Below are 13970 nucleotides of genomic sequence, written 5' to 3' on the forward strand. Positions count from 1 at the left end.
TGATACCGTGAATCCGCTTTCCTAGCAACAGCAAAATCCTGTTCCTACTTCAAACGGTCCGGATTCAAGCATTCCAGCTCAGGAATGACAAAGATACCGTCTTTACGAATCAGCACATCGTCAAAATAAATCTCCCCGCCGCCATAATCCGGACGCTGGATCAATACGAGATCCCAGTGGATGGACGAGCGGTTGCCATTGTCGGTTTCTTCATACGCCTGACCTGGCGTAAAGTGTAAGCTGCCTGCGATTTTTTCATCGAACAGGATGTCTTTCATCGGATGAAGAATATGCGGGTTAAATCCAATCGCGAATTCACCGATATGACGAGCACCCTCATCCGAATTCAGGATTTCATTCAAACGCTCTGTATCGTTACTTGTCGCTTCAACAATTTTGCCATCCTTGAACGTGAACTTGATATTTTCAAAAGTCACTCCATTGTACAGGGTTGGCGAGTTATAACTAATCGTTCCGTTCACGGAATTGCGCACAGGGGCACTGTACACTTCGCCATCCGGGATATTTTTTTGGCCAGAACATTTCTCTGCACCGATATCTTTAATGGAGAAGCTCAGCTCAGTTCCTGGTCCGGTGATACGAACTTTATCCGTCCGCTTCATCAGGTTAGCAAGCGAGTCCTGTGCTTTGTCCATTTTGGCGTAATCCAGGTTACATACGTCGAAGTAGAAATCTTCGAACGCTTCTGTACTTGTATTGGCGAGTTGCGCCATACTTGCGTTAGGGTAACGCAGTACAACCCATTTCGTATGTTTGACACGTTGTTCACTATGTACCGGGTGGGAGTACAATGAATTGTACATTTTCATTTTTTCTTCCGGCACATCGGACAGATCATTCACATTTTCTCCCGCACGAATACCGATATAACAATCCATCTGTTTCATACGATTTAGATCAATCTCTGCCCATGTTTTCATCATTTCTTCTGTGGCATTTTTCAGCATCGCACGCTGTACGGTTTTATCGGTCAACTGTACAAAGACGTTACCACCTTTTTTGCCCACCTCTTCAATAATGGCGTTAATCAGATCACGTTCCGATCCAATCATCTCAACCAAAACATTTTCACCAGGCTGTACATCTACTGAATAGCCCACCAGGTTTGCTGCAAGCTTTTGAATTCTTGGGTCTTTCATCTTGGTAAAATCCTCCTGTCATCTGCCATACTTGAATTGAACAACGGTAAATTACGATACTATTGTAGCACGCGAACAGTCATCCCGTCAGCAGGCAGTCCCTCACTTCGTTTATTGATATGACTTGAAGTTAACATCGGTGACAAGGGCTTCTTTGTTACTTTTACGGTTGTTGTCCGTGTAACTCATCTGACTTTCAGAGGATAAGCGAAGAGGCAGACTGCTCTTCCGATCTACCGTGAGATGATATACCGTCTGCACGCTCGCTTGTTTCATCATCTGTTGCATCGTTGTTTCACCCTGTTTCCAAACTTTCTCCAGATCCTTCTCAAGCTTCTCCTTACGCGCCCCTTTCACCGTAGCTGCCTTATGCATATATTCTGCCCGAATGGCGTTCATCTCGTCGTTTAGCTGGGTTACAGCCCATGATTTGGCGTCTTCCGGTGCAAGTTCAATCCGTAATGTTCTGGTTCGACGACCAGCACCATACTCGGATTGAATGGTTTTGTGCATCCCATCGATCTTCTCCAATTGGGCAATTGGATTAAATCGAGAAAGAGACCCACGCAGCGGCTCATGCTGCGCTGACAATGCCATCCATTGCCCTTGTTTCCGCTCGAAAGAGGCGCTAAACCCACTGGGCTGTCCATTATTTTTTACGGCAGTTGTTTGAATGCCTGTGCCCACAGCAGTTACTTCTCCAGGTAATCGGGTCTGAAGGGTCAGACGATCATGATTCTCCAGCTTGCCTTCAAACTTGAACTGATTCTCGAACAGCCCACTGTTCTCCCTTCGAAGTCCTGCCTCTCCTTCAAAACTCAACGTTTCTTTTCCCGCTATCCCCGATAAAGCCAAGGAAAAAACCTCCTCAGGCGTTTGATCTCGCTGCATTAATCCACAACCCGGAACACCAATAATCACGATGCTCACAAATAACCATAATGTACGTACCGAATGGCGGTTAAACATGTCTATCTTCACCCTTCCGTGAACTTTCTCCATAGATTGCCCCGCCCGTATATGCTTATACTTCCTTCTATACACATCTTGATCTGCGATGCACAAAAAAAAGAGAACGACTCCGCAATTGGAATTGTTCTCTCTTAACGTGTTACTTCCTGTTCCTCTACAACGATTCTGTTCCGACCACCATTCTTGGCGCTGTACAAAGCCATATCAGCCCGATAAAACAAGGACTCTACACTGACCTTTTCATCCATCCAATTCCACTCTGCGATGCCACTGGATACCGTAACGGGCGGTCTGGTCTCTTCTGCGACTCTCTTTCGAATCACTTCCGCATAATCTAACGCCTGCCTTACACTCACCTGTGGCATATAGATCGCCAGTTCTTCTCCACCCCATCTGGCACATACATCCTCCGAGCGAACAGAGCTGGTGACGATCTCACTCACTTGCTTCAATACTTGATCCCCCGTCTGGTGTCCGAACGTGTCATTCACCTGTTTGAACTGATCAATATCCACCACAATGAGGGAGCCACAGAATTCATGAGCCTGTCGCTCGTGAATCACACTGTCCAGATAATGCCTCACGTACAGACCTGTCAACATATCCAGATTAGCCAAGCGCCGAACCTCGGCATGCAGCGTGGCATTTGACAGGGCAAGCCCGATATGAATAGATAACATCTGCAAGAGCCTATAGTTATCATATGAAAAGTAGTGCTCTCTACTGTGTCCCAGCAAAATGGCACCCTTCACTTCACCATTGACTCTGATCGGTGATGCAATCAGTGACATGGATCCCGTATCTTCCATGAAAAAGGAGGACACTTTATCAAATTGCGCATAATTGGCTATAATAAGCGGTTCCTCTGTTCGATAGACCAAACCTGCGATACCGTAGTCTACAGAAAAGGATTGGTGAAAAACATCTTTCACGTTAGATGACATGACTTCGAAGTCATTGGTACTGTCATTGAGTTGAAGAATGCAACACGTTTCAGCCTGGAATATTTCCTTTAACTCTTGTTCGGATAGTTGATAAATCTCCGAAAGATGCAGACTCTTGTTCAACCGCTGTGTAAGATCATTAATTAAACGAAGTTCCTGAATTAACATATTGGATTGTTCATGCAACTTGGCGTTCTCAAAGGCCGTTCCTGCAGTGTCTACCATCATCGTAATCAATTGCAAGTCCGATTCTTCCATAATCTCTTCATTCATTTCGATATGGAACACACCGTATATGCCTTGTTTGCCTTTCAGCGGAATCCCTACATCTACAATGCGGTTCTCTGCATCATGTGAGCGAGCAACGATCAGCTTACCTTCCATAAATGAACGCACACAAATATCTTCTCCTCGCTCGTGGACAAGCAACGGTTTAATCCGTGGATCAGAGTTGCTCTGATCCTGAGACATATACAATTTGATATAAGTGGCCGGGTACAAGTAATCCATACTGTCAAATACCTCATCCAATATGGCCTCGACATCCATTTTGTCATGCATTCGCTGAACAATCTGAAAGAGGATGGACCTCCGGTGTTCCTCACGAGCTGTTTGTTCATGAGCATGTAACAGGTCCGTCATAAATATGTATTCGAATCTTCGGTAAAAGCAGGTGTGATAATGCAATGCCTCAGATTGAACCACAGCTTCAGACGTTTCATATCCATTGGATTCATAGATCACAGCAGTGAATACGGCAAACATATCCTTGTTAGTTCTGGAGAATAAGGGATGTGTTATTATAAGATATTCTCCGTGTTCGCTTGTCCCTTTAAGGGACAGGGCCTGTCTCTTATCCAAACATTCCAATACCAGCCTGCGTGCATTTACGCCCGGATCAGCTTCATGATCGCTATCGAATCCTATGCAATCACCTTCCGTGTTCCACACGCTGTAAAAGGTTGATGGTCTGGCCAGCCTTGAACCCACTCTGGAGTTCCAGTCACTGTATGCCTGCTCTAGCAAGCTGCCCAAATATGAAAAATCAAAAGGTGTGATATCCATTTTTTGCATCCACAACACATGCTCTTCATGAGAACGAGGAGCGGCAAAAGATGCGGAATCGCCCGAACTTCGTGAATTCAAGCTGGCAGGTAAACTTCTTAGATGTTCTAACATGTCAGGCGCTCCTTTGCACCGTTTTTGCATCCGCCAGGATGCATTAATCTGCAGACGTTATCGCAAACCTGCAAATTCGTTGCGATAACCTTGTTACATAGAGATGATTTAAAGTTAAGATACAATCTATTTTACTCTGTTTAAACCATTTTTGCATCCATATTTCAGAAAATTGTCCCATTATTTTAGGCCCAATGACCTATCGACAAATTTAGACGTTTTTTTGCTTTTATTCTGCGCTTGACTTTGTTTCTCTTAAACTGTAATATAAATTGTTGATGAAGACTACTAATGGGTCTTTAAATTTGGGCATTACCGGTTGTGTCACCCTCATTCTTTTTGTTGCTTTCAGGACAGCGGCTGAACTTTCCTGATCGTTCTATGCGTGGCCAAGCCCGCATCAACAAATTGGAGCGCAAACAGAGCCCTAATATGAACTTTAACTAAAAAGGAGCTACTTTAAACATGGCACGTTACACTGGTCCTAAATTTAAATTGAGCCGTCGCCTCGGCATTTCCCTTAGCGGAACAGGCAAAGAATTGAAACGTCCTTTCCCTCCAGGTCAGCACGGAGCTAACCAACGCAGAAAAATCAGCAACTACGGTATGCAATTGCAAGAAAAACAAAAATTGCGCCACATGTACGGTTTGGGCGAGAAGCAATTCCGCACACTGTTCTCTAAAGCTCAAAAAATGCAAGGTATTGCCGGTGAGAACTTCATGTTCTTGCTTGAGTGCCGCCTTGACAACCTCGTTTACCGCCTTGGGTTTGCTAACTCCCGCGCTGGAGCGCGTCAGTTGGTAGCACACGGTCACGTAACTGTAAACGGTAAAAAAGTCGATATCGCTTCTTACCAAGTAAGCACTGGCGATGTAATCGGCTTGCGTGAGAAGAGCCGCGCTCTTTCTTCCATTAAAGAAGCTTTGGAAGGCCGTTCGCATCTTCCAGCATACGTTGAATACAACGAAGCAGCTGTAGAAGGTAAATTCATCCGCTTGCCTGAGCGTGCTGAATTGTCCCAAGACATCGATGAAAAACAAATCGTCGAGTTCTACAACCGTTAATCGTTGCAATCACATTAAAGTTTCAACCCAAACAGCTGTCGAGATTTTCTCGACAGCTGTTTTTCTATGCTTTTTTTTAATTATCTTCATTATAGGAACGTAAATAACGATATAAAATATAGACTCCCTTCAGGAGAAGCACACATCCATATATACATCACAAGAATGACATCGAGGGGGATTAAAACATGCATTTTTTTCGCAATCGCAAGCTCGCTGTTAAGCTTGGACTTTTACTCGGGATCGTATTACTCTGTTGTATTGGAGCCCTGATTGCATTTAATACCAAATCCATTTACGACAAAAGCCTCCAGTACGGCGAAACCGTTGCTGGACAGGCAGCAAACCGGGCTACGAATGAGTTTATGACTGACATTAATCAGGTGAAAAACACGTTGGACACCATGAGTACCACGTTATTGGATGCAGCTCAGAACGGATCACTCAACCGTGAAGAAGTCGTCAGACTCCTTGAACAATATCTGAAGAAGGACGAGAAAGTTTTTGGCTTTTATACGGGCTGGGAACCAAATGCCTTTGATGGAAACGATGCGGAGCACATCAACAAAAAAGAATATGATGATGCTACGGGTCGATTCGTTCCATACGTTATACGTGATGGCAACTCCCTGCATTTTGAGCCTATGCCTACTTATGAGGGAAGCGGTGAAACTAGTACTTACTATCAGCAGCCAAAGAAAACCAAATCCATCTATTGGTCCGAACCTGTTACCTACACGGTTGGCGGAAAAGAAACACTGCTCGTTTCGATTGTCCTCCCTCTATTAGATGAAAACAAAAATTTTCTAGGCATTGTTGGGGCCGACTTTACCATTGATCGTTTTCAGCAAAACATAGCATCACTTAATCCGGATCAGGGTTATGCCATGCTTATTACTAGTGAAGGACAGATTGCTGCACACGGCTCCAAACCGGAACTGGCTAATGAAGGAGCCGTAATTCCATCTGAAATGAAGACAGTCATTCAGCGTATACAGTCTGGCGAGTCTCAGTTTTACGCTACAGACCCTGAAGTAGGGGAAGAACTATTTATTGCCGAGCCTGCCAGGTTACAAGGAACAGATTCAAACTGGTACCTTGTATCGGCGCTGCCAAAGAGCCATATCCTTCAACCCTTCTATGACAGCTTGAACTGGTCCATACTGATTGCCGCACTGGCAGTACTTCTGCTTGCAGGTGTGGTTACCTACACCATCGTCTCCATTGTTAGACAGTTGAATCAAGTTAATATCGTCGCTGGACAGCTGGCTGGCGGAGATTTGACACAAAAGTTACCTGTACGATCCAAAGATGAATTTGGCATCATGGCGGGTCATATGAATCAGATGATGGATACCCTGCGTCATACCATATCGGTTATATCCGAACATGCTTTATCTGTCGGCTCCACCTCTCAACAGTTGACCGCAGGTGCCGAAGAAACAGGTAAAGCAGCCGAACTGATTGCATTAACAGGAGTCGAACTTGCAGATAAAGCAGGTAAACAGGTGCAGGAGCTGCAAGAGTCCTCCCGTTCCATGAATGAAATATCTGCAGGGATCGGAAGAATTGCAAAGGCCGCCTCCGATGTATCCGATTCATCGCGAACTGTGGCCGAACGAACAACCATCGGAACTGATAAGATTCAGTCCGCTATGCGTATGGTCGATAGTGCCACTTCTTCTGTGCAGACGTCGATGACCGCACTGGAGAATTTCCGCCAACGTTCGGAAGAGATTGGCCATATTACAGGCATGATCACGGAAGTTAGCCGTCAAACCAATCTACTTGCCCTTAACGCTTCCATTGAAGCATCACGAGCAGGTGAACACGGGCGCGGGTTCGGTGTTGTTGCTTCCGAGATTCGTAATCTGGCTGAACAATCCAGAATATCAGCAGCGCAGATTGCAGCGTTGATTCATAACGTTCAGCAAGAGGTCCTTTCTCTCGTTGAAAATATGGAACAGGGGAATGCCGAGGTGAGCCATATAGCGGAAGTGATCCATGAAAGTGGTGAACTATTCCTCTCCATTTCATCACAGATTACAGATGTTAATGAGCAGATTGAGCATGTCTCAGCCATTGCGCAGCAGATGTCAGCTGGATCACAACAGGTTGATGCCACGTTAGTGCAACTCAAAACCATTGGTCATGAGACAGCAGATCACGCAACGCGTGTTGCCTCTGCCTCTGAAGAACAACTCGCATCCATGGAAGAGATTACGGCGGCATCTGCCTCACTGGCTAATCTTACCCAGGAACTATTAGAGCTGATTCAACGATTCAAAACCTAATGTAGAAACCTCCAATACGACACATCATTCAGGCCACCCTATGCACCTCAGCATGGAGGTGGCCTGCTTATTTTGGCTTACAACTCATGAAATGTGCTTCAATATCGCATGATATATAGCATAATGCATGGCAGAATGGCAAATTTCGACCATTACTTGTATTTCTCAGGCATGCAAAGCCGCCTTTTTATGCTATAATAAGTGCTGTTAAAAGGAGGAAGACACTGAATGGTTGATGTTAATAAGAAAAAGCCCGATGAACAGCCTGTACGCAAACGCAGCTTTGCCCGCAGACTGGGAAGTTTCGTCAAATGGATGGTTGTCCTTGGATTTATGGGGGCACTATTTGTAGGCGGTGCTTTGATGGGATACGTCAGTTCCATTGTGAAAGACGAGCCTGTCCGTTCAAGGGCCCTGATTGAACAAAAAGTCAGCGAAAACTCCATCACAGGCTTTGCTTACTTTGCCGACGGCAGTCCGATCGGTCAATTACGTACGGAAGAAGACAGGCGTCCGGTCACTACGGACCAGATCCCACAAAAGGTTATTGATGCTGTCGTTTCAATTGAAGACAATCATTTTTACGAACATAAAGGTGTAGACATGAGCGGAACCCTACGTGCCGTGAAACAGAAAGTGCTGAAAGAATCAGTACAAACCGGCGGTAGTACACTGACTCAGCAATTGGCGCGTCGTGTGTTTTTGAATCTGGATCGCACAGAAGATCGGAAAGTGAAAGAAATTTTGCTCTCACTCCGACTCGAACGTTTCCTGACCAAAGACGAGATCATGACAGCCTATCTGAACAAAGTTCCTTTTGGTAATGGTTCCAGCGGATACAACGTTTACGGAATCAAAGCGGCCGCCAAAGGATTGTTCAATATTAACGATCTGGAAAAAATCAACATCGCTCAAGCTGCTTATCTTGCTGGATTGCCACAACTCCCTTCCTCTTACTCCGCTTTTAACGGTAAAGGTGATTTTGTAGAGGAGAATTTTGACCGCGCAATCAACCGTCAGCATCTGGTACTGCGCCGTATGCTTGAACTGGGCAAAATCAATCAGTCAGAGTATGACGAAGCTCTAGCTTTTGATATCAAAAGCGCACTCGCTCCGAAGACCATCAAGGCTTACAACACTTATCCATATCTTATGATGGAAACGGAACGACAAGCTGCACAGATTTTGATGAAACAGTTGAATTCCGACACAGCTGAATCTACAGACAAAGCTACGGATGCAGCCACACCTCAGAAGGAAAGCAGTGCATTATTGGAGGAAGCTCAGACGCAACTGCGGACAGGTGGATATCGTATATACACGACCATCAACAAAAGTATCTACAAAACGATGCGTACCATTGCGGAAGATGACAGCAATTTCTCAGCAGATGATCCTGTCAAAGGAAAAGAACAAACTGCTGCCATGCTGATTAATCACAAAACCGGTGCTATTCTGGGCATGATTGAGGGTCGGGATTTCCAGGATGAACAGATGAACTACGCAACGCAGATGATACGCCAGCCAGGTTCAACGATGAAACCTATAGCCGCTTATCTTCCTGCGCTAGATGAAGGTCTTGTTCAGCCAGCTTCAATTATTGATGACTCACCGATCATTCTCAAAAATGGTCCGAGCGGCTACCACATTGCCAAGAATGCCAACAACCGGTATCAGGGACTCGTCACTGCCCGCAGAGCACTGAATTATTCTCTCAATATACCGGCTCTGAAGTTGTTTAATGAAGAAGTAGGGATCGAGAAGGCTTGGACCTTCGCCAAGAAACTGGGGATTACCACCATTCAGAAGGAAGACTATCAGGCTCAGACCGGTGTTCTCGGTGGTCTCCAATACGGTGTAACCGTTGAAGAATTAACCAGTGCCTATGGTGCTATCGCCAATAATGGTGTATATAACGATTCTTACATGATTAGCAAAATTGTAGATTCCAAAGGAAACATCGTTTATAAACATGATACTGAACCTGTCCAAGCCTTCTCGGAGCAGACAGCATACCTGATGACCGATATGCTGCGGACCGTTATTACAGAAGGAACGGCAGATAAAGTACGTGAAAATTACAAATATTCCAAGAGTGTGCCAATCGTAGGTAAAACGGGTTCCACTCAAAACTACGCAGATGTGTGGTTTGAAGGTTATACACCAGATGTCACACTTGGCGTGTGGGTCGGATACAAACAGCCCGTGAATACGCTGGAAAGTAAATCACAGAGAAAACGTGCGCAGCAACTGTGGTCGAAAATCCTGAACGAAGTGATCGATACGCAAAAAGATCTGTTCGTTACGGATTCGTTCAAAAAACCGTCTGGCATCGAAACGCGCACGGTGTCTGCATATAGTGGCAAGTTGCCAACATCCATGACTGACAAATTTGTTACGGATATTTTCAACAGCAAGTTTGTTCCGAAGGATAGCGATGATGGTGTAGCCAAAGCCAGGTACATTACTTACAATGGTGTAAACTATATTCCGCGTGACGGAACACCTTCGGATATGTTGAAGGAAAAAACAGTAATCAAGCGTAAAAAACCAATCTCGGATCTCATCAAAGAATTGCAAAATGCATTCTCACGTATGAGTCGACATGAGTCACTTGCTTATTATCTTCCTGAAGATGCTGGTGCAGACATGCCAACACAGATTGATCCAAGGACAGATAACGGCAAATCTCCTGATGCACCAGGCAACTTACGCATCTCAACCTCAGGTGACAGAGCTGTCATTACATTTAATGCCACACCTGAAAATGATGTCGTGGGTTATCGTCTGTACCGTTCTGTAAACGGTGGAGGATTCCAGAACCAGGGTCAGGTTGTCTTGACCGGTGAATCCAGATCATTCTCTGCATATGCAGCGCAAGGCGGTAACTTCGCCTTCTATGTAACGGCAGTGGATGTTGCCGGCAGAGAATCTGCTCCTAGCGCTACAGTAAATAGTGCTGGTGTAGCTCCTCCTGTGGAAGAAGAGATTGATGAACCGATTGAAGTTCCAGGTACAGTCATTACGCCGGGAGAAACGCAGACCGATAATACAACAACGACAGCCCCAGGCACACCTGGTCAGGTCAGCGTATCTGCCCTCTCTCAAGGACTGCGTATACAATGGGCGTCAACTCCAAGCGCAGATAGTTATACTGTATATTACAGTGAAACAGGCTCGGCTCCTTACACCAAAATTGGAACAACAGCGGGAAATACCATGGATTATGGAGTACCCGCATCTACCAGTGGATGGTTCAAGGTATCTGCCAGTAACAGTGCGGGTGAATCCGAATCTTCTGCAGCCATACATTTTCAACCCTGATTCAGGCATAGCGTTCCAAAACAAGCCGCATCCTCAGACTGTATCTGAGGGTGCGGCTTTTTATTTGCATGTGCAGCAGGCAGCCGCTAAAAAAGCCTGCTTCATGCCAATGGCATAAAGCAGGCTTTTACAACCGATTTTAATGGGTAGAGTCACCGTATTTGGCTTCGTAGAGTATTAACTTCTCCCCCACAGGCATTTGTATCGACATCGATACCGACACATTGATGATCCTAGCACTGTCGCGTTAGTCTTCAATGGTGGATAGATCTCCTGTTGGCAGATCAAGCTCCCAGGCTTTCAGGACACGCCGCATGATCTTGCCGGAACGTGTCTTGGGCAGTTTATCCTTAAACTCAATCTCACGCGGAGCAGCGTGGGCAGACAGGCCCTCTTTGACAAAACGATAGATCTCTTCTTTTAGCTCCGGTGTCGCCTCATATCCTTCACGAAGCGCCACAAAGGCCTTGATGATCTCCCCACGTGTCACATCCGGCTTACCGATTACACCCGCCTCTGCTACCGCAGGATGCTCCACAAGCTTGCTCTCCACCTCAAAGGGGCCGATACGCTCGCCTGACGAATTAATCACATCATCAATCCGTCCCTGGAACCAGAAATATCCTTCTTCATCCATATAAGCGGAGTCACCGGATACATACCAGCCCGTAAGCCTGAAATACTCCTCGTATTTCGCAGGGTTATTCCAGATCTTCGCCATCATGGATGGCCAAGGTGCCCGTATGGCCAGATTACCCATACTGTACGGCGGCAATTCCTGCCCGCGATCATCAATAATCGCTGCTTCGATTCCAGGTAACGGACGTCCCATGGAGCCAGGCTTGATCGGCATTCCGGGATAGTTACAGATCAGCTGTGCACCTGTTTCTGTCATCCACCATGTATCATGAATTCGCTGACCATAGGCTTTCCACCCCCAACGAACTACCTCCGGATTGAGCGGTTCACCGACAGACATGACATGACGCAGACTGCTCAGATCATGCTGGGCAATGGTCTCTTCTCCCGCTCCCATCAGCATACGGAAGGCCGTTGGTGCACTGTACCAGATCGTGACTTTGTTCTTCTGGATGGTGCTGTACCAATCTTGAGGGCTGAAACGCCCACCCCGTATCACATTGGTCACTCCGTTGAGCCATGGAGCAAAGATACCGTAAGAGGTGCCTGTCACCCAACCAGGGTCAGCAGTGCACCAGTACACATCATCCTCACGTAAATCCAGAACAACCTTACCTGTATAATAGTGCTGAATCATGGCATTTTGAACATGGTACACCCCTTTGGGTTTACCCGTAGAGCCTGAGGTATAATGAATAAGCAAACCATCCTCACGATTCAGCCACTCTACTTCCATCTCATCCGAAGCGGCAGACATCTCTGCATCAAAATCGATGAGTCCTTCTTCAGTCTGCGCGCCCCCACCCACAATAAATATATGTTTAAGTTCGGGCAATTCGGAACGTTTGATGCGCTTCAGTAATTCCGGAGTGGTTACCAGTGCTACTGCTCCGCTATCCTCCAGCCGATCCTTCACAGCCGTTTCCATAAAAGCTTCGAACAACGGGCCCGCGATGGCTCCAGCTTTCAATATACCCAGGAGACTAAAATACAGCTCAGGACTTCGAGGCATAAAAATAAACACCCGTTCCCCTTTGACTATGCCATATTTGCGGAGAACGTTCCCGAACCGACTCGACTGTTCACTCAGATCAGCGAAAGTATAGGACTCTTCACGTGAAGCATCGCTATACAATAAAGCGGTTTTTCCGCCCCTTCCTTCCAGTACATGACGATCAATCGCTTCATGCGCCATGTTTACTTTTCCGCTGGCGTGCCACGTAAAGTGCCTTTCCACCGATTCCCAATCGAACCGGCTTCTCGCCTCCGTGTAATCGCCCAGATTAGATTCAGACACAACCGTTTGCAGCATCTCACCATGTGCTTGACTCATGCTTGCCAGCCTCCTTCAACTCGACATTTCGATTCCCGTTAGGGGTCACTTCTCATTGCCTTTGTGTTGACTGAACTTCCAGTTAGCGCTTACATTAGTAGAGAGAACTTCTCATCATGTACTTGCTCGGCCAAACAGATGTTAACTATACTGTATTGAATTGTGAACATTTTTTGTCTACGCAATTATAGCAAAACTTTTCAATTGTCGTCTATGGCTTTTCGATTTTTTGGATTTTTGCTATAGCGTTCTTTTTGGAACAACCTCTATAAGTAGGAAAGAGAGGAGCATGAACCATGGAACATATCAAAGAACATCATATGCGTTCCATCTTCAAGTCCGGCCACCGAATTACTGTTGAAGGCCCCGTGCAGGCCGAGGAGATAACCCGTCTTACCTTCCATCCGGATCTGGATGCCTTTCGGCGCCCAACGGAGCAGCAAGAAGCTCTGGCCGAGATCGCAGCACTACCTGAAGGGCGAATTATCATTGCACATGAAAATGAAACGATTATCGGCTATGTAACCTTTCACTATGCGGATGATTGTGAACGCTGGTCCGAGGGCAATATGACTGATCTGATAGAGCTTGGGGCAATCGAGGTTGCGGACGACTATCGCTCGCTTGGCATTGGACGTGAGATGTTACTTACCGCTTTGGAAGATAAATACATGGAGAACTACATTATTTTCACCACAGAATATTATTGGCATTGGGATCTGAAGGGCAGCGGACTAAACGTATGGGATTATCGCAAAATGATGGAGAGGCTGATGGAAACGATCGACATGACCTGGTATGCAACAGACGACCCCGAAATCTGTTCACATCCTGCGAACTGTTTGATGGTACGTATCGGAAGTCAGGTGCCCATCACATCGGAAGAACAGTTTGATCGTGTACGCTTCCGCCATCGGTTCATGTACTAATTCAATGATCTGTTCGAAAAACGATATACATAACAAAAACCGCCTCTCGCAGCGTTGCTCCATACCTCATGGAACAGCTAATCGAAGGCGGTTTTTCATGGATTTCGGATGGGTATTGCAATATAAGCTTA

At 46.0% G+C, this 13970-nt stretch carries 8 protein-coding genes; 4 read left to right on the forward strand and 4 right to left on the reverse strand.

Annotation, left to right across the window (positions count from 1 at the left end):
• Positions 1-44: 44 nt before the first annotated feature.
• The 3 genes from V6668_RS20515 to V6668_RS20525 all read right to left on the reverse strand — a co-directional run bounded on the left by V6668_RS20515 (position 45) and on the right by V6668_RS20525 (position 4255).
• A complete protein-coding gene (locus tag V6668_RS20515) occupies positions 45-1160 on the reverse strand; it encodes an aminopeptidase (protein WP_076328038.1) in 1116 nt (371 codons plus the stop codon).
• A gap of 111 nt (positions 1161-1271) precedes the next feature.
• Complete coding sequence (locus V6668_RS20520) at positions 1272-2129, reverse strand: hypothetical protein (RefSeq protein WP_100527107.1); 858 nt, start codon at positions 2127-2129, stop codon at positions 1272-1274.
• 134 nt (positions 2130-2263) lie between these two features.
• A complete protein-coding gene (locus tag V6668_RS20525) occupies positions 2264-4255 on the reverse strand; it encodes a sensor domain-containing diguanylate cyclase (protein WP_338706549.1) in 1992 nt (663 codons plus the stop codon).
• A 465-nt stretch (positions 4256-4720) separates the two neighbouring features.
• Between V6668_RS20525 and rpsD the strand changes: the two genes are divergently transcribed.
• From rpsD to V6668_RS20540, 3 genes are all read left to right on the forward strand, one after another.
• The gene (rpsD, locus tag V6668_RS20530) at positions 4721-5320 is read left to right on the forward strand and encodes a 30S ribosomal protein S4 (RefSeq protein WP_017687421.1); all 600 of its coding nucleotides are present in this window, start codon (positions 4721-4723) and stop codon (positions 5318-5320) included.
• Between the two features lie 188 nt (positions 5321-5508).
• Positions 5509-7614, forward strand: a complete 2106-nt coding sequence (locus tag V6668_RS20535) for a methyl-accepting chemotaxis protein (protein ID WP_338706550.1) — start codon at positions 5509-5511, stop codon at positions 7612-7614.
• A gap of 228 nt (positions 7615-7842) precedes the next feature.
• Entirely contained in the window at positions 7843-10938 is a 3096-nt protein-coding gene (locus V6668_RS20540; protein ID WP_338706551.1) for a transglycosylase domain-containing protein, read from the forward strand.
• A 247-nt stretch (positions 10939-11185) separates the two neighbouring features.
• Here the strand turns inward: V6668_RS20540 and acsA are convergent, their stop codons facing one another.
• Positions 11186-12910, reverse strand: coding sequence for an acetate--CoA ligase (gene acsA, locus V6668_RS20545; protein WP_338706552.1), 1725 nt, complete (start codon positions 12908-12910; stop codon positions 11186-11188).
• Positions 12911-13206: 296 nt separating this feature from the next.
• On the opposite strand from acsA, the gene V6668_RS20550 reads away from it, so the two are divergent.
• Positions 13207-13839 (forward strand): GNAT family N-acetyltransferase, encoded by a 633-nt coding sequence (locus tag V6668_RS20550; protein ID WP_338706553.1) that lies wholly within the window; start codon positions 13207-13209, stop codon positions 13837-13839.
• The last annotated feature ends 131 nt before the right edge of the window (positions 13840-13970 follow it).

It is taken from the genome of Paenibacillus amylolyticus (assembly GCF_036894225.1).
Lineage (GTDB): Bacteria > Bacillota > Bacilli > Paenibacillales > Paenibacillaceae > Paenibacillus > Paenibacillus amylolyticus.

Coding starts and splice junctions, on each gene's coding strand:
- V6668_RS20515 (WP_076328038.1), bottom strand. CDS start 1,160: ATGAAAGACCCAAGAATTCAAAAGCTTGCAGCAAACCTGGTGGGCTAT.
- V6668_RS20520 (WP_100527107.1), bottom strand. CDS start 2,129: ATGTTTAACCGCCATTCGGTACGTACATTATGGTTATTTGTGAGCATC.
- V6668_RS20525 (WP_338706549.1), bottom strand. CDS start 4,255: ATGTTAGAACATCTAAGAAGTTTACCTGCCAGCTTGAATTCACGAAGT.
- rpsD (WP_017687421.1), top strand. CDS start 4,721: ATGGCACGTTACACTGGTCCTAAATTTAAATTGAGCCGTCGCCTCGGC.
- V6668_RS20535 (WP_338706550.1), top strand. CDS start 5,509: ATGCATTTTTTTCGCAATCGCAAGCTCGCTGTTAAGCTTGGACTTTTA.
- V6668_RS20540 (WP_338706551.1), top strand. CDS start 7,843: ATGGTTGATGTTAATAAGAAAAAGCCCGATGAACAGCCTGTACGCAAA.
- acsA (WP_338706552.1), bottom strand. CDS start 12,910: ATGAGTCAAGCACATGGTGAGATGCTGCAAACGGTTGTGTCTGAATCT.
- V6668_RS20550 (WP_338706553.1), top strand. CDS start 13,207: ATGGAACATATCAAAGAACATCATATGCGTTCCATCTTCAAGTCCGGC.